The 20715-nt window shown below is 64.0% G+C and carries 18 protein-coding genes and 2 pseudogenes; 8 read left to right on the forward strand and 12 right to left on the reverse strand.

Annotated features, from left to right (window positions below; all coding sequences use genetic code 11):
* Positions 1–7 precede the first annotated feature (7 nt).
* Positions 8–625 (forward strand): pyridoxamine 5'-phosphate oxidase family protein, encoded by a 618-nt coding sequence (locus tag ACVDG8_RS23450; protein WP_447256843.1) that lies wholly within the window; start codon positions 8–10, stop codon positions 623–625.
* Here ACVDG8_RS23450 and ACVDG8_RS23455 read toward each other — a convergent pair.
* The 3 genes and pseudogenes from ACVDG8_RS23455 to ftsE form a co-directional block, all read right to left on the reverse strand.
* A pseudogene (locus tag ACVDG8_RS23455) lies at positions 615–1363 on the reverse strand (YdcF family protein). The gene ACVDG8_RS23450 and the pseudogene ACVDG8_RS23455 sit on opposite strands and share 11 nt — an antisense overlap.
* A 134-nt stretch (positions 1364–1497) precedes the next feature.
* A complete protein-coding gene (locus ACVDG8_RS23460; protein WP_447257422.1) occupies positions 1498–2490 on the reverse strand; it encodes a cell division protein FtsX in 993 nt (330 codons plus the stop codon).
* Entirely contained in the window at positions 2483–3142 is a 660-nt protein-coding gene (gene ftsE, locus ACVDG8_RS23465) for a cell division ATP-binding protein FtsE (protein WP_371013019.1), read from the reverse strand. The genes ACVDG8_RS23460 and ftsE overlap by 8 nt, the downstream gene beginning before the upstream one ends.
* Before the next feature lie 181 nt (positions 3143–3323).
* Here ftsE and ACVDG8_RS23470 point away from each other — a divergent pair, with 181 nt between their 5' ends.
* From ACVDG8_RS23470 to ACVDG8_RS23480, 3 genes are all read left to right on the forward strand, one after another.
* Positions 3324–3965 carry a hypothetical protein gene (locus tag ACVDG8_RS23470; RefSeq protein ID WP_447256845.1) on the forward strand — a complete coding sequence of 214 codons (642 nt, stop codon included), beginning with the start codon at positions 3324–3326 and terminating at the stop codon, positions 3963–3965.
* 180 nt (positions 3966–4145) lie between these two features.
* Positions 4146–4688, forward strand: coding sequence for a hypoxanthine phosphoribosyltransferase (gene hpt, locus ACVDG8_RS23475; RefSeq protein ID WP_371013021.1), 543 nt, complete (start codon positions 4146–4148; stop codon positions 4686–4688).
* 127 nt (positions 4689–4815) lie between these two features.
* Positions 4816–5178 carry a response regulator gene (locus ACVDG8_RS23480; protein WP_447256846.1) on the forward strand — a complete coding sequence of 121 codons (363 nt, stop codon included), beginning with the start codon at positions 4816–4818 and terminating at the stop codon, positions 5176–5178.
* Here the strand turns inward: ACVDG8_RS23480 and ACVDG8_RS23485 are convergent.
* Positions 5175–6128 (reverse strand): DMT family transporter, encoded by a 954-nt coding sequence (locus tag ACVDG8_RS23485; protein WP_447256847.1) that lies wholly within the window; start codon positions 6126–6128, stop codon positions 5175–5177. The genes ACVDG8_RS23480 and ACVDG8_RS23485 overlap by 4 nt on opposite strands.
* Before the next feature lie 210 nt (positions 6129–6338).
* Between ACVDG8_RS23485 and ACVDG8_RS23490 the strand changes: the two genes are divergently transcribed.
* The gene (locus tag ACVDG8_RS23490; RefSeq protein WP_447256848.1) at positions 6339–7223 is read left to right on the forward strand and encodes a LysR family transcriptional regulator; all 885 of its coding nucleotides are present in this window, start codon (positions 6339–6341) and stop codon (positions 7221–7223) included.
* Between the two features lie 30 nt (positions 7224–7253).
* Here the strand turns inward: ACVDG8_RS23490 and ACVDG8_RS23495 are convergent, their stop codons facing one another.
* From ACVDG8_RS23495 to ACVDG8_RS23505, 3 genes are all read right to left on the reverse strand, one after another.
* Positions 7254–7622, reverse strand: a complete 369-nt coding sequence (locus ACVDG8_RS23495; RefSeq protein WP_447256849.1) for a glyoxalase superfamily protein — start codon at positions 7620–7622, stop codon at positions 7254–7256.
* A gap of 33 nt (positions 7623–7655) precedes the next feature.
* Positions 7656–10238 (reverse strand): TIGR02302 family protein, encoded by a 2583-nt coding sequence (locus ACVDG8_RS23500; protein WP_447256850.1) that lies wholly within the window; start codon positions 10236–10238, stop codon positions 7656–7658.
* 115 nt (positions 10239–10353) lie between these two features.
* Entirely contained in the window at positions 10354–11295 is a 942-nt protein-coding gene (locus ACVDG8_RS23505; protein ID WP_447256851.1) for a threonine/serine dehydratase, read from the reverse strand.
* A gap of 50 nt (positions 11296–11345) precedes the next feature.
* Between ACVDG8_RS23505 and ACVDG8_RS23510 the strand changes: the two genes are divergently transcribed.
* Entirely contained in the window at positions 11346–11648 is a 303-nt protein-coding gene (locus ACVDG8_RS23510) for an ArsR/SmtB family transcription factor (protein WP_447256852.1), read from the forward strand.
* Positions 11649–11669: 21 nt separating this feature from the next.
* Here the strand turns inward: ACVDG8_RS23510 and lysA are convergent.
* The 3 genes and pseudogenes from lysA to argH form a co-directional block, all read right to left on the reverse strand.
* Positions 11670–12937, reverse strand: a pseudogene (gene lysA / locus ACVDG8_RS23515) (diaminopimelate decarboxylase).
* A gap of 54 nt (positions 12938–12991) precedes the next feature.
* Positions 12992–13198 carry a hypothetical protein gene (locus tag ACVDG8_RS23520; protein ID WP_447256854.1) on the reverse strand — a complete coding sequence of 69 codons (207 nt, stop codon included), beginning with the start codon at positions 13196–13198 and terminating at the stop codon, positions 12992–12994.
* Positions 13199–13271: 73 nt separating this feature from the next.
* Positions 13272–14672, reverse strand: coding sequence for an argininosuccinate lyase (gene argH / locus ACVDG8_RS23525; protein WP_447256855.1), 1401 nt, complete (start codon positions 14670–14672; stop codon positions 13272–13274).
* Positions 14673–14706: 34 nt separating this feature from the next.
* Here argH and tlpA point away from each other — a divergent pair, with 34 nt between their 5' ends.
* Positions 14707–15387, forward strand: coding sequence for a thiol:disulfide interchange protein TlpA (tlpA, locus tag ACVDG8_RS23530; protein WP_455707234.1), 681 nt, complete (start codon positions 14707–14709; stop codon positions 15385–15387).
* A 7-nt stretch (positions 15388–15394) separates the two neighbouring features.
* Here the strand turns inward: tlpA and ACVDG8_RS23535 are convergent, their stop codons facing one another.
* Both ACVDG8_RS23535 and ACVDG8_RS23540 read right to left on the reverse strand, forming a co-directional pair.
* A complete protein-coding gene (locus ACVDG8_RS23535) occupies positions 15395–17842 on the reverse strand; it encodes a bifunctional diguanylate cyclase/phosphodiesterase (RefSeq protein WP_455707235.1) in 2448 nt (815 codons plus the stop codon).
* 180 nt (positions 17843–18022) lie between these two features.
* A complete protein-coding gene (locus ACVDG8_RS23540; protein ID WP_447256858.1) occupies positions 18023–19063 on the reverse strand; it encodes an endonuclease/exonuclease/phosphatase family protein in 1041 nt (346 codons plus the stop codon).
* A 241-nt stretch (positions 19064–19304) separates the two neighbouring features.
* Here ACVDG8_RS23540 and ACVDG8_RS23545 point away from each other — a divergent pair, with 241 nt between their 5' ends.
* Positions 19305–20657: an extracellular solute-binding protein gene (locus ACVDG8_RS23545; RefSeq protein WP_447256859.1), complete on the forward strand. Its 1353-nt coding sequence runs from the start codon at positions 19305–19307 to the stop codon at positions 20655–20657.
* Positions 20658–20715 lie beyond the last annotated feature (58 nt).

The following is a 20715-nucleotide window of genomic DNA, read 5'->3' on the forward strand; positions in this document are numbered from 1 at the left end:
CGCCGCCATGAATGGCTTCACCAGCGATGTCGCCTTCACGCCGACCATCAAGGCGATCCAGGCGCGCAAGGGATCGCGCGACTCCTATGCCCGCGTCGAGCAGCGTGGCGGCTGGCGCGCGACGATCACGCCGGATCTCGCCGCCTTCATCGAGGCGCAGACCAGCGTTTTCCTGGCGACGGCCAATGCCGACGGACAACCTTACATCCAGCATAGGGGTGGCCCGGCCGGGTTCCTCAAGGTTCTGGACGAGCACACGATCGGCTTTGCCGATTTCTCCGGCAACCGGCAGTTCATCACCCAGGGCAATCTGGAAGATAACGACCAGGCCTTCCTGTTCCTGATCGACTACATGATGCGGCAGCGCATCAAGATCTGGGGCAAGGCGCGTGTCGTCGACAACGATCCGGAGCAGACGGCTAGACTGATGCCCGAGAATTACAAGGCGCGGCCGGAGCAGACGATCCTGTTCACCGTCTCGGCCTGGGACGCCAATTGTCCGCAGCATATCCCGCAGCGCTTCGAGGCGGCCGATGTCGCGGCGGCGCTTGCCGAACGCGATCGGCGCATTGCAAGCCTCGAGCAGGAGGTCGCTCGCCTGCGTGACAGCAAGCCTATGGGGTGATTTGGCCGGGCTTCCCGCTGTTGACCGAGGAGGCTTCCGCCAGTGTCAGGCCATCGGGCGTCGGATGCAGCGGCAGGAAGCCGCGCGCTAACGACAGCACATATTTGCTATACTCGGTAAGCAGCACGCGCAACGCTTCCGGCTTGGTCAGCCAGCCGCCATTGCCGAGATTGGTGTTGACCACCGGGTAGGGCTCGATCCGCGCGCCATGCAGCAGCCGGCTCATCTCGAGCAGGCTGCGCGGCATGTGGTAATTGTTGGTGACGATGATGATGCTGCCATAGGAGTGGCTTTCGACCCATTTGGCGCTCTCCTCGGCATTGCCGATGGTGTCGAGCGCGGCGCGATCGATGTCGACGCAGCACGAGAACAGCTGCTTGTCGCCACCCATCGCCACCTGCAGTTGGTGGCGGCTGGCAGAGGGTGAACGCCGCTGATCAGCAGCCGCTTGCCCTTGCCGGATGCCAAAAGGTCCATCGCCGCGTCCAGCCGCGACTGGCCGCCGGTCAGCACGATGATGGCATCGGCCTTGGCCGGATCGACCGGGGTCGCCATGTGGCTCACCTTGTCGGCAAACCATCCGAAGCCACCGGCAAACAGCACCAGTATGACGAGGACGACAAATCCGCAGAAACGCAGCGCAAGCCTCAAACGGCCGGGCTTGGCCGGAGTGGCGGCGCGCGCAAGCACCGCCGGCATCCGTCCAGCTGTCCCGGTCGAGTCCCGCGCGTCCATCATCCTATGGTTAATCCTGAAATGCGGCCGTTGATAGATGAGACGGCGCACTTTGCGTTACGGCATTTGCCCAAGCCGTGATCGTTGTCTGATTGGTATATAACGCCTTGCGCTGACTTGCGGTTGGAGTTCATGGGTCAGCCCCCATCCGGCTGGCGAACGTCGATGTCGCTGAGATAGGCGACCACGGTCACATGCGAGGTTGCCGCCGTCAGCACACCGATCACCACCACCATCAGACCGACGCCGAGATAGCCGGCGGAGCCGATGGCGAAATTGCCGAACAGCGCGGTCGCCTGGTCGGCCTCTGGCGTTGCCATGTTGCGCGACGACCACCAGGAAAAGACGATGAAGACGGCGATCGCGAGCGCCCCGCCGGCGGCGGCGCCCTTCATGCCGGTGACCAGGAAATGCCAGCGGAATTCGCGCGCGATGAAGCGGGCCTCGGCGCCGACGAAATGCAGCACCTCGATGATATGGCCGTTGCCGGCCATGGCGCCGCGCGTGGCGAACACCACCGTCAGGACGGTCGCCGACAGCATCAAAGCCAGCACGGCGACGCCGATCGTCACCGTCGTATGCGCCATGGCGACCAGCCGGTCGACCCAGGTGCGGTGATCGTCGAGCGCGGCACTTGGGATTTTCGGCGTGATCGCGGCACGGATCGCGGCAAAATCCGGTGGGCTGGCCTCGTCGATGGTGACGATGATCAGGCGCGGCACCGGCAGTTCGTCGATGTTGAGACCGCTGCCCAGCCAGGGTTCCAGAAGCCGCGCGGTTGCGTCGCGATCGATGATCTTGGTGCCCTTCACGCCGGGGAATTCACCGGCGATCTGCGAGGCCTGGGCAAGGGCGGCCTCCATGTCGAGGCCGTCGGCCGGCTTGATCTGGATGGTCGCCTCGCGGGAGATCTGGTTTTCCCAGACCGATGCGGTGTCGCGCACCAGCGTCACGGCGCCGAAGGTCAGGCAGGACAGGAAGGTCATGATGGCAATGACCAGGACAAGCGCGCGACCGGCAATGTTCTGCGCCGGCACGATCGGCGCCATCTTGCGCTGGACGCGGCGGACGGTGGTCGTGGTTTCGACGTCGTCCTGTTCATGCAGGTGATCGGCCGGAAGGTCAGTCATAGACATCCAGCCTTCCACCGGCGAGAATCATGCGCCGCGCATCGACCTGCTCCATGAGGCCGAGGTCGTGCGTGGCGATCACCACCGCGGTGCCGAGACGGTTGAGCTCGATGAAGAGCCTGAGCAGCCGGCGCGCCAGCGGCGGGTCGACATTGCCGGTCGGCTCGTCGGCCAGCAGGATCTCCGGCTGTTCGATCAGCGCGCGCGCGATCGCGGCGCGCTGTTTCTCGCCGCCGGACAGCACCGGCGGCAGCACATGCATGCGGTCGCCGAGGCCGACCCATTTCAGAAGCTCGGTGACGTCGGTGCGGTAGCTCGCCTCCTCGCGCCCGCGCACGCGCAAGGGCAGCGCGACATTCTCGTAGGTCGTCATGTGGTCGAGCAGGCGGAAATCCTGGAACACCACGCCGATGCGGCGCCTGAGATGCGGCAGTTCGCTGCGCGAGATCCGCGAGCGGTCCTTGCCGAAAATGGTGATCAGGCCGCGCGTCGGTTTCAGCGACATGAAGAGCAGGCGCAGCAATGTCGTCTTGCCGGCGCCGGAGGGGCCGCTCAGGAACTGGAAGGAGCGCTCCGGAATGTGCAAGGAGATGTCGCGGAGGATTTCCGGACCCATGCCATAGCGGAGGCCGACATTTTCGAAGCGGATCACGTTCGGCGACCTGAAACTCTCGGCGGCGACGCGCCACAATCTACTTTAACAGACCATCGGCCGGCATGGTTAACCGGCGGTTAATTTCCAGGCACTGACGCCTCCTTACAACCGTTACGGTGGGGAAGCGTTAACCATTTGCGTTTACGCAAAAGAAACGAAGACTGAACTGGTGCCGTTAATGGCTGATGACAGAACCGCGCGCCTCGTTTCCGGCGAAATCATGACCGGCGCGGCAGCGAAGGCCACGCCCGGGCGCGTCGTGCTCGATGCCTTGGCCGATGTCGTCGACGCCGACTATGTCGTGCTGCCGCGTTTTGACGCGCGTCCCGGACCAGTGTCGACGATCTCGCCGCCACCGCCCTCGACGCCGCCGATCGAAGGCATGGGCATGCTGCGCAGGCCGGAGGCCGCGCCATCGCGCTCCTCACGCGGCGGCCCGATGTTCTGGATCGCCGGGGTCGCCATAGCGCTGGTGTCGTTCTGGGTGTCGGGCGGCCATGCCCTGTTGCGGCAGGGTCCGTTCCTGGCGAATGCCGGGCCGACCAGCGCGCTCACCATTTCCGGCGTGACATCGCGCATCGATGCGTCGGGATTGAAGCCGTTGCTGTTCGTCGACGGAGAAGCGGCGAACGACGGAGTGGGGCCAGAGACGCTGCCGCCGCTCGAAATCCGCGTCACCGACAACAACAGCAATATCATCCGCTACAGGCTGGGGACATCCAACCGCTCCCTGGCGCCAGGCGAAAGATTTGGCTTTTCCAGCCGCCTCGATGTGCCTAAAGACGGCGTCAGAACCGTTGCGGTCATCTTCGCCGGCTAGGTGCGTCGATATTCAGGTGAGGCCGGCCTGCAAATAGCGGCTTCCTGCGCTTCCGGTGCTCACGTACTGAAATGTACGCTCCGCTCCGGTTCTCGGAAGCCGCCATTTTCGGCTCGGCCTGACCTGAATCTCAACCCACCTGACCTGTCAGCGTTGCAGGCGATCGAGGGGAATAAAACTATGCCAGTTGTGCGCGGTAAGGACATCGAGGTCCTGTTTTCGGCGTCGGCGATCGCGCGCCGCAATCTCGAGCTCGCCAAGGAAATTGCCGGGCGCGACTATCACGACCTTCTGGTGATCTCGATCCTGAAAGGCTCGTTCGTCTTTGCCGCCGATCTCATCCGCGCCATGCACGATGTCGGCCTGTCGCCGGAGGTCGAGTTCATCTTCATATCGAGCTATGGCGCCGGCACGACAAGCGGCGAGGTCAGGGTGCTGCGCGACATCGACAATGAGGTCGCCGGTCGCGACGTGCTGCTGATCGACGATATTCTGGAATCCGGCAAGACGCTTTCCTACACGCGCGAGTTGATGCTGTCGCGCGGCGCCAAGAGCTGCGCCATCGCCGTGCTGCTCGACAAGCGCATGCGCCGCCAGACCGAACTCCACGCCGACTATGTCGGCTTCGACTGTCCGGATTATTTCGTCGTCGGCTACGGCATGGACGTCGCCCATGCGTTTCGCGAGTTGCCGTTTGTCGGTGTCGTGAAGGGGGACGCCTGATGCATGTCGCCCAGAAGTGTGCGGCGGTTCTGGGACAACGACATGCATCGAAACAAAGGCTTTGGACCTCGCTGAAAGCATAAAATTTTCAGAAAACATCAACGTTTCCCAGCCATGTATTCTCGCCATGGCAAAGCTCCTGATTGTCGAGGACGATGAGTCCGTCCGCACCCTCGCCGCCCGCGCGCTCGAACGCGATGGCCATATGGTCACGATCGCCGCCGACGGCGCGCAAGGGTTGGAACTGATCCAACGCGCGGCAGGCGGTTACGATCTGGTGGTGTCCGATATCCGCATGCCGGAGATGGACGGCATCGAGATGGCGACCGCCGCGGCAAGGCAGTTCCCGGCGATGAAGATCATGCTGATGACCGGCTATGCCGACCAGCGCGAACGGGCCGAGGAACTGAACGGCATCATCTTGGATGTCGTGCAGAAACCGTTCACGCTTGCCGAGATTCGCGCCCGCGTCGGCCGCGTGCTGAACTAAGCCTGAGCCTCGCCAGTCGCGGCGACTGCCGATACAGCGCCGCGCCTGCGCTCGTTGTTCAGCGCCAGCAGGCCGGCGCCGATGATCAGCGCGGCGCCCAGCACCGTCGTTTCACGCGGCACCTCGGCGAAGAACAGGAAGCCCCATAGCGGCGACCAGAGGATGCCGGTGTATTCGAAAGTGGCGACCCGGTTGGCCGGCGCCAGCCGGTAGCCCTGCGACAACAGGATCATGCCGGCGGAGGCGACGAAGCCGCAGGCGGCCATTTTGAGGAAGTCCGGCAGCGTCGGCCAGACCCATGGCCGCACCAGGAATTCGACGCTCGGATGCGCCGCGTGGGTGATGCCGGCCAGGTGAAAGACGATGGCGACGGCCACGGCGCCGCTGAGATAGGCGCCGTTCTGGTAGAAGGCCATCACGGTCGATGATTCGGTGTCGCCGATACGGCGCGCCATCAGCTGCGAAAAGCCGTAGAGGAAAGCCGAGCCCAGCGACAGCAGCGCCGCCCAATCGAATACGCCGGCACCCGGGCGCAGCATCACGAAGACCCCGACCAGGCCGATGAGCACCGTCGCTAGCGTTTTCCATGAGACGCGCTCGCCGAGATAGGGTCCGGCCATCGCCATGATGACCAGCGGCGCCATGAAATAGAGCGCCACAGCGTCGGCCAGCGGAAGCGCGGCGATGGCGAGATAGTAGACAGTGTAGGACGAGAACTGGATGAAGGCGCGCAGCGTCAGCATGCCGAATCGCTTCGACAGGATCGCCTTCAGGCCGACATCGGCCTGGACGAGAACTATCAGGATCGGCAGCGCGACGATGGCGCGGATCGCCATGACCTCGGTCACCGGATAGCCGCCGGACACAGCCTTGACCAGTGGGTCCTGCAGCGAAAAGACGAACACGCCGAGACAGAGGCTCAGAATGCCAAGCACTATCCGGTTCTGCATCAGTCTCGGCCCCCCGCGAGCCGTCTTACCAGTAAAAAAGAACCCGCTACCATTTTCAGGCAGCGGGCATCGAGTGAGGACTCTTCGATTGGTCCGCGGTCGATTTCGCAACCGCATATCCAATGGGTATGACGACTATCCTGCGGCGTTTGACATGTTGCAAACGAATTGGAATGATGCCAGCAATCAGAAATTCTTATGGCGGCTTCAATGAAACCCGTGCTCGACAGCGACCTCCTGCGCACCTTCGTGGCGGTAGCCGAAACCGGCAATTTCACGCGCGCGGCGGAAAAGGCGGGGCGCACGCAGTCCGCCGTCTCCATGCAGATGAGGAAGCTGGAGGATATGGTCGGCGACAGCCTGTTCGAGCGCGGTTCGCGCGGCGTGGCGCTGACGCGCCGCGGCGGCGAGCTGATCGCCAACGCCCGGCGCATCGTCTCGCTGCTGGACGAGACCGCAGCCTCGCTGGTCGCGCCGCCGCTCGGTGGGCTGGTGCGCATCGGCATTCCGGCCGAGTATGGCCGGTCGATCCTGTCGCGGGCGCTCGGTGAGTTTGCCAAGCGGCACCCGCGCGTCGAGGTCACGGTGCGCTACGCGCATTCGGACTCGCAGGTGAGGGCGCTCGCGGCCGGCGAACTCGACCTTGCCGTTGTGTTCGAGTGGGAAGGTTTTTCAGGCGGCGAAGTGCTCATGCATGACCCGACCGTCTGGGTGACGTCGACGCTGCATCACATGCATGAGGAGCGGCCGGTGCCGATCGCGCTTTACAGCCGCAACGGCTGGTGCCGCGACTTCGCCATCAAGTCGCTGCAGCAGCGCGGGCTCGACTATCGGGTCGCCTACACCAGCGACACCAATGGCGGCCTGACGCTCGCCGTCACCTCGGGCCTGGCGATCGCGCCGATCTCGCGCAGCAACATTCCATCGGACTGCCGCGAACTGACCGCGGCCGATGGCTTCGGCAACATCGATTCGTCCAACGTCGTGCTGCACCGAAATCCCTTGGCGACCGGCGAGGCCATCGACGGCATGGAGAACGCGATCCGCGACGCGTTTACGCTGACCATGCAGGCACCGGTTACGGCTGATCTTTGAAGTCTGGGAACTGCTTCCCGTGGCCTATCGCTACGGCATGTCCTGGTGGAAAGTCAGCTGATTGCCGAACGGGTCGCCGACCGTGACTTCCCATGTCCGCCATGGCGTCTCTTCCAATCCCGGCCTGGCGTAGCGGTATTTCTTCGCCGTCAGTTCGCGATGCAGCGCCGCGATGTCGGCGACTTCGACGCGAATGTGGGCGCCCGGCGACCCGTCGCCGTGGTGCTCACTCAGATGCAATTCGCAGCCGTCGCGCGCGATGCCCATGTAAAGTGGCGTATTGTCGTCGAAGCGGTGCTCGAAGCGGACGGCGAAGCCGAGGAAGTCGAGATAGAATTCCCGCGCCTTGGCGATGTCGAACATGCGCAGGATCGGCGTGACGGTTCCAAGCTTCGGCATGATGTGATTGCGATCCAAAACGATGCGGGCCGGTTATTTGAGTTCCAGCAGCCTTTCGAGGTAGCTGCGCTCGATATCCGGGCTCAAAGAATTGCCCAGCCGCTTGCGGATCGCATCGAGAATCTGGCGGGCGCGTTGCACATCGATCTCGTCCGGCACTTTGACCGAGGTGCCATCATCGGGGCCATTGGTGGTGCGCGGCCGTCCGAGCGGATCGCGGTCGGCATCCTGTTGACGCCCGCCCGGTTCGCTGCCGCCCTGATCGCCTTGCATGGCTTGCATCTGCTTCATCATTTCCTTGGCGCCGCGGCGCAGCGCTTCCAGCGCCCGGCCCTGATGACCAACCGCCTGGTCGCCTTCGCCTTCGCCCAGCGACTGTTCGGCATTGCCCATCGACTTGCCGGCGTCGCCGAAACCTTCGTTCGGCTCCATGCCCATGCCTTCGAGGCCCTTCTTCAGCTTGTCGAGCTCGCTCTGAAGCTGGCCTTGGCCCTCCTGCATCTGCTTCAGCGCATCGGCGAGGTCCTTCGGCGACATTTTCGGCCGCCCGAGCGGATCGCGATCCTGGCCTGGGCCGGGCTTCTGCCCGTCCTGCGACTGGCCCTGGTCGCCGTCCTGGCCAAGCTGTTGCTCGCCATTCTCGCGTTCGCCGCGCTGCATCTGGTCGAGGCGGAAGGTGTCGTTCATCATCTCCTGCTGGCGGCGCATGATGTCGCCGAGCTTGTCCATCTGCTGGCGCATCTGGCTGTCCTGCTCGCCACTCTGCTGCTGGCGGCCGGCCTGCAGATTGTTCATCATGTCCTGCAATTCGGACAAAAGCTGCTGGGCCTTGTCGCGATCGCCGGATTTGGCGAGGTTCTCGATCTGGTCCATCATGCGATCGATGTCGCTCTGGCGCAGTTCGCGGCCATTCTGCTGCATCTGCGGCGCGTTCGGGTTCTGCTGCGCGCGCTGGGCGAATTCCTGCAGGAACTGGTTCATCGCCTCGCGCAGTTCCTTCATCGCCTTTTCGATCTCTTGGTCGCTCGCGCCGTTCTTGATGGCGTCCTGCAGCGCCTGCTGCGCCTGGCGCAGCCGGCGCTCGGCGGCCGACAGATTGCCCTCCTCGATACCGAGGGCGATCTCCCAGAGATAGGACACGACATTGCGCAGCTGATCGTCGCTCTCGGAAAGCTTCAGCCGGCTCCTCGCGCTCATGATGGCGAGGTAGTTCGGCATGTTGTTGAACGTGTCCTCGGGGCGCAGCGTGATGGCGTCCATCAGGTCGAGCGCGCGCGGCTTGGCGTTGGTATCAAGCGCAATCAGGCGGCGCTGCTCGATCACGGCGCGCGCCAGCGGATTGGCGAAAGGCCGCTCCGGCATGACAAGCGTCTTGGTGTCACTGGTCGCGGTGTGCCCGGCATCGTCGGTGACGCTGAGCGTCAGCTTGATCTTAGTGCCAGCCCAGACATGTTCGGTCAGGTCCTTGGTCGTCTTGGCCGCGGTCGACTTGCCGCCACGACGCGGCAAGGTCAGCGGCATCTCGGGCGGACCGTAGAGCGGATGCGCGTTGGCCGAAGGCTGATCGAGCAGCTCGAAAACGGCTTTTGCCGAGGCCGCGCCATAGTCATCATCGATCTGGTAGTTGAGTTCGATGGAGCCGTTGACGGCGCGCTTCGGCTCGCCGACGAAACGGATCGTCGGCGGCTTGTCGGCGATGACGGCGAAGGCCCAATGGCCGAGATCCTGCTCACCGGATTTCAGCGTCAGCGTGCCGTTGGTGTTCAGCTTGCCGGTGAATTGGCGAAGCTTGGGCGCGGTCTCGCTCGCCGGCGCCGGACCTTTGGGCGTGGCCGGGTCGATGGCGCGGGCATTGCCGTCAACGTCGGCGTAGCTCAGCGTCTCCTCGCCGGTTCCGCCGGTAACGCGCAGCGAGACGTCGCTGCCTTGCGGAACGCTGAAGGTTTGAGCGGCCTGGTTGGCGTCCGCCGTCAAAAACAATGGCGCCTTGCCGGTGTAGGCGGGCGGCGTCACCCAGGCATCGATGCGCGGCGGCACGGCGTCGCGCGCCGCGCGGGCGACGAAGCCATCGCTGATCCTGCCGCCAAAGGGTCCAAACGAGAAGGCAAAGGCCGTGACGAGCAGCAGTCCGGCCAAGGCGCGCAGGCCCCAGCGATCGTAATCCGGCACGCGGGTTCGCGGCTTGCCAGGGCCCAGGCTCGAGAGCGTCTCGGCCATGCGCCTCTGGTGTTCGCGCCACAATGCTTGCGAGAAGATGCTGTCGGCGCCGCTCGGCCGGTCGGTTTGCACCTGCACCGGACTGTGCAGCAATTCATTGGCGGCTTCGATGCGCCTGTCGACTTCGGCGGCCGACGGCATGCGGAAGAAACGCAACGGATAGAGCGCGGCGAGCGCCGACAATGCGAACAGGACGAGCAGGCCGATGCGCCCCGCCTCGGGCAGGCGTGGGAAGAGGCCGAACCAGGACAGGCTGAGGAACAGGCTGGCGACGACCAGCAGCGGCAAGAGCAAAGGCCAGCCGCGCTCGAAGATCATCGAGGCCCGTGTTGCCAGCCGGCTGAGCGCCAGGCGCCCGGCCAGGCCGCGTTCACTGCCGGAAGTGGGTCGTTGCGTCATCGGCCCTTCCTGCCCGGGCAGGAATAGCCCGGACGTCTCGACAGAAAGAATACCAGCAAACGCGGCAAAGGCGAGGCGCGTTCCGAAATCGTGAAGGGGCGAGGCCCGGTTATGATCAGAAATTCGCGGGATTTGTGTTGGAACCGCAGACCAGAACGGCGACACGTTCGCCATCGGCCGGCAGATAACGGCCGGATAGGATGGCGGCGAAGGCCGCGGCGCCACCCGGCTCGGCGATGATTCGCACGCGATCCCACAGTGCTTTCTGCGCCGCGATAATGTCGTCGTCACTGACCAGGATCGAGCGCTCGACAAAGGCCTCGGCGATCGGAAACATCATCTCGCCGACGCGCTTCGGCGCCAGCGAATCGGCGGCAATGCCTTCGGCCGGCGCGTCGACCGGTTTGCCGGCCTCGAAGGCGCGATGAAGCGTCGGCGCGCCTTCCGGTTCGATGGCAATGATGCGGATGCGGCCGGAGAACCATGCCGCGATGCCGCCGATCAGACCGCCGCCGCCGACCGCCACCAGAAGCGTATCGATATCCGGCAGATCCGCCTCGATCTCGAGGCCGAGCGTGCCCTGGCCGAGAAGCGTCTCCTCCTGGTTGAAGGCATGGACCTGCAAGGCGCCGGTTTCGGCGGCGAACGCCTCGCTGGCGGCGAGTGCTTCGGCGTAGCGCGCGCCGCCGACCACCAGCTCCGCGCCATAGCCGCGGATGCGTTCGATCTTCGCCGGCGGGCTGACCTCGGGCACGAAGATCGACGCCTTGTGGCCAAGTTTCATGGCGGCGTAGGCCACCGCGGCGCCGTGATTGCCACCGGAGGCTGCCACCACGCCGGCTTCCGGCACCTGCCGCTCAAGCAGATTGGTGAAGGCGCCGCGCGCCTTGAACGAGCCCGAATGCTGCAGGCATTCGAGCTTCAGATCGATAGGCAAGGACGGCCAGCCGAAATCCGCCATGTCGACACGCATCACCGGCGTGTGGCGGACATAGGGCCGGATGCGCGGCTCGACAGCCGCGATGCGTTCGCGCGTGATCGACCTGTTGTTCAGCATGGACTGCTCCTCGGGATTGACTTCAATTAGTAACTTAGCAAAATGGCTAAATGCAAGAGGTCGATATTTTCAAGGCGATCGCCAACGAACGCAGGCTCCAGATCCTCGACTGGCTCAAGGATCCGCGCGCGCATTTCAGGCCGCAGTCGGATGGCGATCTGGTCGAGGACGGCGTCTGCGCGCTGCTGATCGCCGAAAAGCTTGGCATCACCCAGGCCACGCTCAGCGAACATATGCGCGTGCTGACCCAAGCGGGCCTGCTCTCCACCAAACGTACCAAGCAATGGATCTTCTACCGTCGCGACGAGGGCAGGATCGCCGAGGCCAAGGCGCTGATCCAGCAGAGGATATAGCGCCTCGTCCCGCGTGGAAGCCTATTTCAGCCAGTCGGGGATCGAATCGAGCCCCAGCAATTCTTCATAAGTCTGCCGCGGCCGCACGACATGGAACCGGTCGCCGTCGACCAGGACCTCCGGCACCAGCAGCCTGGTGTTGTAGGTTCCAGCCTGCACCGCGCCATAGGCGCCGGCGGTGGCGACGGCGATCAGGTCGCCGGCCTTCAGCCGCGGCAGGTCGCGGTCGAGACCGATGAAGTCGCCTGTCTCGCAGACCGGGCCGACGACATCGACCTTCATGCGCGGCGTTGAGGCCGGCGGCTGCACCACCGGCCTGATGTCGTGGAACGCGTCGTAGAGCGTCGGCCGGATCAGGTCGTTCATGGCGGCGTCGACGACGAGGAAGTTCTTGGCGTCGCCTTCCTTCACATAGATGACTTCCGACACCAGGATGCCGGCATTGCCGACAATCAGGCGTCCCGGTTCGAACATCACCTTGAGACCGAGCTTCGTGACGTGCTTCTTGACGATCTCGGCATAGGCGTCCGGCAGGGGCGGCGGGCTGTTATCGACGCGGTAGGGGATACCGAGGCCGCCGCCGAGATCGACATGCTCGATCGCATGCCCGTCGGCGCGCAAGGCGCCGACCAGTTCGACGAGTAGCGCGAAGGCATCGTCGAAGGGCTGCAATTCGGTGATCTGGCTGCCGATATGGGTGTCGATGCCGGTCACCTTGATGCCGGGCAGCTCGGCCGCGCGGGCATAGACCTGGCGGGCCCGCTGCCAGGCGATGCCGAACTTGTTCTCGGCCTTGCCGGTCGAGATCTTCTTATGGGTCTTGGCGTCGACATCCGGATTGATACGCAGCGAGATGGGCGCGACTTTGCCAAGCGCCGTCGCGCGGGCCGACAGCAGTTCCAGTTCCGGCTCGGACTCCACATTGAAGCAGAGGATGCCGGCGGACAGGGCGAAGTCCATCTCGCGGGCGGTCTTGCCGACGCCGGAGAACAGGATCTTGTTGGCGGGAATGCCGGCGGCCAAAGCGCGGCGCAACTCACCCTCCGAGACCACGTCGGCACCGGCGCCTTGCTTTGCCAGCGTTCTCAGCACAGCCTGGTTGGAATTCGCCTTCATGGCGTAGCAGACCAGCGTGTCGAGGCCGGCGAAAGCCTCCTGAAGACGCGGAAATGCCTGGTCAGCGTCGCTGTCGAATAGCAGTAGAAGGGCGTGCCGACTTCGGCTGCGATATCAGGGATGGCGACGTCTTCGGCATACAGCACGCCGTCGCGGTAATCGAAATGGTTCACGGGAATTGGTTCCGAAAAGTTGAAGCACGATGAGACCGGGCGATCCCATCGGCTCTAGAGCAGGGGATCGAGGATGAACTTCCTGTCCTTGACCGGTTTTTCCGGCTCCGGCGGCAGCGGCTGCTTGGCCTTTTCCGCGTCCTTGCGCGCCTGCTCGGCGGCTTCATAGGGCGTATCGAGGCCGGACTTCCTGCCGCAGGCCGTGACGGTGACAACCGCCGCCAGCAGCGCGAGCGTCACCAAGATCCTGCTTCCGGTCATCGATCCATCCGTTCGAAACTGTTTTGTCGTGCTGCCGCTTTTAACCGAGTTTTCGGCGCATTGCACCCCTGGCTCAGGCCTTGGCCAAGCGCTTTTTCCAATAGCGGACCTGCTTCCTCACTTCCGAGGGCGCGGTGCCGCCGAAACTGGTGCGGCTCTTCACCGAATTCTGCACCGCAAGCACCGAGAAGATGTCGCCGGTGATGCCGGCATGGATCGACTGCAGGTCTTCCAGCGAGAGCTTTTCCAGTCCGACCTTCTTTTCCTCGGCCAGCGCCACGGCGCGGCCGGTGACGTGATGGGCTTCGCGGAAGGGAAGACCGAGATTGCGCACCAGCCAGTCGGCAAGGTCGGTGGCCGTGGCGTGACCGGCGCCTGCGGCTTTCTTCATGGCGGCGGCGTTGACCGTCATGTCGCGCACCATGCCCGCGGTCGCCGCCAGCATCAGGTCGAGCGTCTCGGCGGCGTCGAAGACAGCTTCCTTGTCCTCCTGCATGTCCTTGCCATAGCTCAGCGGCATGCCTTTCATCACCGTCAGCAGGCCGACGAGATGGCCGTTGACGCGGCCCGTCTTGCCGCGCACCAGTTCGGCGGCATCCGGGTTCTTCTTCTGCGGCATGATCGAGGATCCGGTGGAAAACGAGTCCGACAGGCGGATGAAGCCGAATTGCGGCGTCGACCAGATGACGATCTCCTCGGCGAGCCTGGACAGATGCGTGGCGCAAATCGCGGCGGCGCTCAAGAATTCGAGCGCGAAATCGCGATCCGAAACGCTGTCGAGGGAATTGCGCGTCGGCTCGCGAAAGCCGAGCGCCTTCGCCGTCATATGGCGGTCGATACCGAAACTGGTGCCGGCGAGCGCTGCCGCGCCAAGCGGGTTTTCGTCCATGCGTTCCATGGCGTCGCGCACGCGCGACAGGTCGCGGCCGAACATCTCGACATAGGCCATCAAATGGTGGCCGAAGGTCACCGGCTGCGCCGCCTGCAGATGGGTGAAGCCCGGCATGACGGTCGCGGCATGCTCCTCAGCGCGCTCGAGGAAGGCGGCGATCAGGTCCTTCAGCGCCTCGGCGACACGCTGGCATTCTTCCTTGACCCAGAGCCTGAGATCGACAGCCACCTGGTCGTTGCGCGAGCGGGCGGTGTGCAGGCGGCCCGCCGCCGGGCCGATCAGGTCGGCCAGGCGCGCCTCGACATTCATGTGGATGTCTTCCAGCCTGGTCGAGAATTCGAATGTGCCGGCCTCGATCTCTTTCAGAACCGTGTTCAGGCCGTGAGCGATTTTTTCTTGATCGGCCGCCGAAATAATGCCCGTTTGCGCCAGCATCTCGCTATGGGCGATCGAGCCGCGTATGTCTTGTGCGTAGAGTTTGCGGTCGAACGAGATCGATGCGTTGATCGCTTCCATGATGGCGGCCGGACCCGAGGCAAAACGTCCGCCCCACATCTGGTTGCTGGCCTTCTTGTCGCTCATTTATATAACCCGCGTTCCGGAGCAGTTTTGAGATATGGCAGACGGTAATAGATTCTTCCCGGCCCAGCGCCTCATCCTCGCCGCCTTGGTGGCGGGCGCGCTGGCCGGCGCGATCGCGGTATATGTCAGCCTGAGCCGGTCTGGCAACAATGCCGCGCCCCAGGTGGCCGCCAACAGCAGCCAAGACGATGTCGCCTGCGTGGCGAAAGCCGGGCGGGCAAAGGCTGTTGCGGCAAAAGCCGTCGGCCAGGTCGCGGCGCTGCAGCCGGCCGACCCGCCTCAGTCGCTGAAAAGCCTCGCCTTCAACGGCCCCGACGGCAAGCCGATGACGATCGCCGACCATGCCGGCAAGACAATTCTGCTCAATCTGTGGGCGACCTGGTGCGCGCCCTGCCGCGCCGAGATGCCGGCGCTCGACGCGCTGCAGAAGGAAAAGGGCAGCAAGGATTTCGAAGTCATCGCGGTCAATGTCGACACCGGTGACGATACCAAGCCGAAGAAGTTCCTCAGCGAGATCGGCGTTCGGACGCTCGGCTTCTACAGGGACCCGACGATCGCGCTGTTCAACGAGGCCAAGACGCGCGGACTGGCGCTGGGCTTGCCGGTCACCATGCTGATCGACGGCGAAGGCTGCCTGGTCGCGCATATGAACGGTCCGGCCGAATGGTCGAGCGCCGACGCCAAGCGGCTGGTGGACGCAGCGCTTGAGCCGTGATGTTTGTTTAGGCTGAGCCCGCGGCCGCGGCGGGCTGCAGCATAAGAATGCTGCCGCCGCCATTGGCCTTGGCGCCCTCATTGGTGGCCGCAACGCCGGTGAGCTCGCCGAAGGCCTCGATGGGGCCAGGCCTGCCCAGATAATAGCCCTGGCCTATCTGGCAATCCTCGGCGTCGAGGAAGCGCAATTCGCCCAGTGTCTCGACACCTTCGGCCAGCACCGGCAGGCCGAGACCGCGGCCGAGCCCCAGCACGGCGCGAACGATGGTCGCGACCTGGTCGTTCCTGTCGACCGACTTGATGAAAGACCCGTCGATCTTGATCTTGTCGAAAGGAAAGGCGCGCAGGTTGGAGAGCGACGAATAGCCGGTGCCGAAGTCGTCCATCGCCACGCGCACGCCAAGCGCCTTGATCTGGCGCAAGGTCGCCAGCGCCCGCGGCATGTCCTTGACCAGCGCCGTCTCGGTGATCTCGAGCTCGAGCCTGCCGGCGGCGAGACCCGAGCGCAGCAGCACCTCATGCACCTTGCGGCTGAAATCGGGGCTGTGAAGCTGCACCGCCGAGACATTGACGGCGACCGTCAGCGGGTTTGTCCAGCTCGCGGCTTCCGCGCAGGCGGTCGCCAGCACCCACTCGCCGATCTGGGCAATGGCGCCGCTGTCTTCCGCAATCGGGATGAACGCCGACGGCGCGACATCTCCGCGTTCGGGATGATGCCAGCGGATCAAAGCCTCGAAGCCGAGCATCCTGCCGCTCGAGATTTCTTTTTGCGGCTGGTAGACAAGGCTGAACTCGCCGCGCGCCACGGCCTGGCGCAGGTCCTGCTCCAGGCTGCGCCGGTCGCGGGCCTCGGCGCCCATCGAGGCCTCGAAATAACGGTAGGTGTCCTTGCCTTCGGCCTTGGCTCGATAGAGCGCGGTATCGGCATGGCTGATCAACGCCGCCTGTTCGTCGGCATCGAGCGGATAAAGCGCGATGCCGATGCTGGCCGACACCATGCCGCCGGGCGACAACCGGTTTTCCTGGCGCAGGGCCAAAAGCATTGCTTCGGCAATGCGGCCGGCCGCCCGCGGGTCCGGGAGGTCAGGCGCGATGATGGCGAATTCGTCGCCGCCGAGACGGGCCAGCATCTGGCCGTGGCGCAGAACGCTCGAGGCGCAGTGCGCCACCTTCTGCAGCACGGCGTCGCCGGCGGCATGGCCGAAGAGGTCGTTCACTTCCTTGAACCGGTCGAGATCGAGAAGCATGAGCGCCAGCTGCCCGCCTTTGCCGCCCGCTTTGCCGCCTCGGGCGGACGCGGCGATCTCGGCTTCCAGCCGGCCGGTGAAGTTGCGGCGATTGGCAAGGCCGGTCAGCGGGTCGTAATGCGCAAGCCGCATGATTTCCTGTTCGGCCTGCCTGCGTTCGCGTATGTCGCGGACGGCAACGACCAGATGCGGCTTGCCGCAATAGTCGATGCTCCTGGCGATCAGTTCGACCGGGATCGGGTTTTCGCTCCGGCCACGGATGTCGGCTTCCTGCGCCTGGCCGTTGCCACTGATGATGCCGGTGACAATCCGCTCGCCGAACAGGTCGCCAAGAGTCATCGTGTTCAGCAGGCCGGCGGGGATGCCGCTCAGCGCGGCCATGCTGTCGTTGGCGCTGACGATGCGGTCGCCGTCGCAGACGATGAGGCCTTCGACAGCGGCATTGGCCAGGCCATGCATGCGCTCGGCCTCGGCCCTATGACGGCGAAAACGCAGGTCGATCCAGAGCGCGCTGGCCGAAAGCACCAGGATGATGAGGCTCGCCGTAGCCGCGGCAAAAGCCTGCGACATCGGCTCAATCGTGTATTTCGAGATTTTTATCGAGGAATCCGGATAGATCGAGACCGCGGCCATGGCGATGAAATGCAACGTGCAGATGGCAAGCGTGAGCAGGATGGCGCCAGCGACGGTCGAAAGGGTCGACGGTCGGCGCAGCACGACGAGCATCGCGAGCGCCGCAAGCGCCATGCCCGAGGCCAGCGAGACCGCGACCAACAATGGGTTCCAGACGATCCTGCCCTCGACCTCGAAAGCCGCCATGCCGGTGTAATGCATCGCCGCGATGCCGGCGCCAAGCACCGCGCCGCCGACAAGGTAGTCGTCGGTGCCGCCGCGCACCGTTGCGATCCACATTCCGGCCGCCGTCAAAATGACGGACGCCGCCAGCGAAAGCACGGAAAGCTCCGCGTTGTAGGCGTTGGGTATGCCTGGCGTGAAGGCGATCATGGCGATGAAATGCGTCGCCCAGATACCGAACCCGGTCGACGTCGCAGCGATCAGCAGCCACGTGTAACGATTTCGACTGGTCGATTGCTCGACATGGCGAAGAAGGTTGACAGCGAAGAATGAAGAGATTCCGCAAATGAGAGCAGCCAGTGCGACAAGTCTCAGATCGTGCTTGTTCACGATGCAATTATAGACGGTCAGCATCTTTCTTCACCTGATCTTCCCGCGTCAATCAAGGCAATAAGATTATTAGGGCCTGACGATTGAAGAATCGATTATGTCGCGCGCAACCGTCGCGTGTCTTTCAGGTTGTATCTCCGTCGCAGGCCATGGCGCGGCAAAGCATTTCTGCGCCGGCTTTGGATTGGGGTGAACCGGGCAGCCTCACTTCACGCGGATGGTGACCACCAGCGCTTCGTGGTCGGCGCTCGGGCTGCCATCCGGCAAGACTGCGGGCAATGTCGCGGGCGCGCTTGCCGCAAGGCCACGCGTGAAGAACCAGTCGATATGCCCTATGGGTGTCGGGTCGCCCGCCGGGCGGCGCTGTGTCGGCTTGTCGAATGCGTTTGCGTCGCGCCAGTCGTAACCGTGCTCGGCGAAGACCGCGAACAAGGGCTCGTGGCGGTCGGGACGCATCAGCCGGTCAGGTTCGGCGGCGATGCGCGCCTGCCAGGCGGCCGGATCGGCATTGCGTTCCGGATAAGTGGCGGTCAGCGTGTTGAAGTCGCCGCCGATCAGAACCGGCGCTTCGGCGTCATATCTGTCGATAGCATCGAGCAGATGGCGGGTCTGGTCAGCGCGGCCGGCGGGATCGGTGCGGTTTTCGAGATGCACCGAAACGACCGTCACCCGGTGATCGCCGACCATTACCTGGCCGCCGATCGCCATGCGGCCGCCGATGCGCGGCTGGCCGTGCTCGGGCAGGAACCAGGCGCCGGCGGCGTCGAAGCGAATGAGGAACGGACGAAGCAGCGGAACGGCGCTGGTCATGGCGTTGCCGTGGAAGCCTTCCGTGTTCTCGGCCTTTGCGTTTGCCGCCTGCTCCGCCTCGTTGCCGGTGCCGAGCTCCAGGAACTCGACGCCATAGGCGTAAGCATGGCCGAGCCTGTCGGCAAGCCGGCTCAGAAGATGGCTATTGCCGGAGCGCGCCATGCCCTTGTCGACCTCGGTCAGCAAAACGACGTCGGGCGCCTGGCCGGCGATCGTCGCGGCGATGGCGTCGACATGGCGCAGCCGCTCGACATTCCAGGCCATGACGGTCAGGCTGTCGCCAATGCTTTGCCGTGATGCCTTGCCGCCGATCTCTATCTCGGCCAGCGCGGGAACAGCGGCCGCATGGCGAAGATGGGTAGCGCTGTCGCGCGGGCCGTCGCGCATTGCGTTGCGTTCAGAGACAGGCACGTGCGTGAGCTTCGGGACCAGCATGTCTTCACAATCCAGTTAGCCGGTTAATTACGGAAAGTCTTTTCATCGCTTCGGGTCGCCCTAGCTTCCTAGAGCGCCGATATGACATTTTGATGCCGGCGCGACCGCTGCCAGGGGAGGAGAGACTGGCTGTCCACGAGGCCTTCAGGGTCACAACAGAACTGTCACATACCTTCTCTATGAGAGCGGCAAGGACTTGCGCAAAACCCTTGTCATACTGCCACTCAAGAGGGAAAAACCCATGACCATGATCAAGCGGGGCTTCGCTGCCCTTGCCGCCTGCGCGCTCAGCACCGCGCTTGCGGCGCCTGCTTTTGCAGAGCCGGTTAAGTTCGACTTCTGGTTCGGCCTTTCGGGCGATCTCGCCCGCGTCGTCGACACGCTGTGCAAGAACTTCAACGCATCGCAGTCCGATTACGAGGTGGTCTGCACCAGCCAGGGCAATTACGACGCCACGCTGCAGAACACCATCGCCGCCTTCCGCGCCGGCAAGCAGCCGACCGTCGTCCAGGTCTATGACGTCGGCACCGCCACCATGATGCTGTCGGGCGCCTACAAGCCTGCCGACAAGTTAATGGAAGAGAACGGCTACAAGATCGACTACAGCGATTATTTCCCCGGCATCGCCCGCTATTACGCGACCTCGAAGGGCGAGATGCTGTCCTTCCCGTTCAATTCGTCGACCCCGCTGATGTACTGGAACAAGGACGCCTTCGCCAAGATCGGCAAGACCGAAGCGCCGAAGACCTGGGAAGACGTCGCCGCCGACCTCAAGGCGCTGAAGGAGGCCGGCTATGAGTGCCCGATGGCCATCAACATCTCGGCCAACGAAAGCTGGCAGCTGATGGAGCAGTTCTCGGCGCTGCACAACCAGCCGGTCGCCACCAAGAACAACGGCTATGACGGCCTCGACGCTCGTCTCGAAGTCAACAAGACCAAGTTCGTACAGTACGTCACCGACCTCAAGAAGTGGTATGATTCCGGCCTGATCAAGATCAAGTCGAAGGATCTCGGCCAGGATATGGTGCAGGCTTTCGCCACCGGCACCTGCCAGGTTATCCTGACCTCGGTCGGCGATCACGGCACGGTCGCCCGCACCCAGAAGGAAGGCATGAACTGGGATGTCGCCGAATTGCCGGTCTATGCCGGCACAACGCGCATGAACTCGCTGGTCGGCGGCGCTTCGCTGTGGGTCCTGTCGGGCAAGTCGGACGCCGAATACAAGGGCGCGGCCGCTTTCCTCAACTTCATCCACGATCCCAAGACGGCTTTGTTCTGGTCGACCAACACCGGCTATATCCCGGTGACCAAATCGGGCTTCGATTTCATGAAGTCGCAAGGCTTCTACGACAAGGCGCCCTACAAGGGCCGTGAAGTCGCGATCGCCAGCCTGACCGCGTCGGAGCCGAACGACATCACCCGTGGTGTGCGCCTCGGCAACTTCACCCAGATCCGCGCCGAGTTCGGCACCCAGATGCAGGCGATCTTCGCCAACAAGGTCTCCGTGCAGGAAGGCCTCGACGCGCTGGTCAAGAACGGCGACGCCATCCTCGATCGCTTCCAGCAGACCTATCCGGGTAAGACCCTGCCCTGATCCCGGATAGCGGAACGGCCGCCCGCCGAGAATCGACGGGCGGCCATTTCCTACAGGT

Source organism: Mesorhizobium sp. ORM8.1 (genome assembly GCF_053005525.2).

What these genes read in the sequence shown, in the direction of transcription:
- ACVDG8_RS23450 (WP_447256843.1), top strand. Translation starts at nt 8, where the DNA reads ATGAATGGCTTCACCAGCGATGTCGCCTTCACGCCGACCATCAAGGCG.
- ACVDG8_RS23460 (WP_447257422.1), bottom strand. Translation starts at nt 2,490, where the DNA reads ATGACTGACCTTCCGGCCGATCACCTGCATGAACAGGACGACGTCGAA.
- ACVDG8_RS23470 (WP_447256845.1), top strand. Translation starts at nt 3,324, where the DNA reads ATGGCTGATGACAGAACCGCGCGCCTCGTTTCCGGCGAAATCATGACC.
- hpt (WP_371013021.1), top strand. Translation starts at nt 4,146, where the DNA reads ATGCCAGTTGTGCGCGGTAAGGACATCGAGGTCCTGTTTTCGGCGTCG.
- ACVDG8_RS23480 (WP_447256846.1), top strand. Translation starts at nt 4,816, where the DNA reads ATGGCAAAGCTCCTGATTGTCGAGGACGATGAGTCCGTCCGCACCCTC.
- ACVDG8_RS23485 (WP_447256847.1), bottom strand. Translation starts at nt 6,128, where the DNA reads ATGCAGAACCGGATAGTGCTTGGCATTCTGAGCCTCTGTCTCGGCGTG.
- ACVDG8_RS23490 (WP_447256848.1), top strand. Translation starts at nt 6,339, where the DNA reads ATGAAACCCGTGCTCGACAGCGACCTCCTGCGCACCTTCGTGGCGGTA.
- ACVDG8_RS23495 (WP_447256849.1), bottom strand. Translation starts at nt 7,622, where the DNA reads ATGCCGAAGCTTGGAACCGTCACGCCGATCCTGCGCATGTTCGACATC.
- ACVDG8_RS23500 (WP_447256850.1), bottom strand. Translation starts at nt 10,238, where the DNA reads ATGACGCAACGACCCACTTCCGGCAGTGAACGCGGCCTGGCCGGGCGC.
- ACVDG8_RS23505 (WP_447256851.1), bottom strand. Translation starts at nt 11,295, where the DNA reads ATGCTGAACAACAGGTCGATCACGCGCGAACGCATCGCGGCTGTCGAG.
- ACVDG8_RS23510 (WP_447256852.1), top strand. Translation starts at nt 11,346, where the DNA reads ATGCAAGAGGTCGATATTTTCAAGGCGATCGCCAACGAACGCAGGCTC.
- ACVDG8_RS23520 (WP_447256854.1), bottom strand. Translation starts at nt 13,198, where the DNA reads ATGACCGGAAGCAGGATCTTGGTGACGCTCGCGCTGCTGGCGGCGGTT.
- argH (WP_447256855.1), bottom strand. Translation starts at nt 14,672, where the DNA reads ATGAGCGACAAGAAGGCCAGCAACCAGATGTGGGGCGGACGTTTTGCC.
- tlpA (WP_455707234.1), top strand. Translation starts at nt 14,707, where the DNA reads ATGGCAGACGGTAATAGATTCTTCCCGGCCCAGCGCCTCATCCTCGCC.
- ACVDG8_RS23535 (WP_455707235.1), bottom strand. Translation starts at nt 17,842, where the DNA reads ATGCTGACCGTCTATAATTGCATCGTGAACAAGCACGATCTGAGACTT.
- ACVDG8_RS23540 (WP_447256858.1), bottom strand. Translation starts at nt 19,063, where the DNA reads ATGCTGGTCCCGAAGCTCACGCACGTGCCTGTCTCTGAACGCAACGCA.
- ACVDG8_RS23545 (WP_447256859.1), top strand. Translation starts at nt 19,305, where the DNA reads ATGACCATGATCAAGCGGGGCTTCGCTGCCCTTGCCGCCTGCGCGCTC.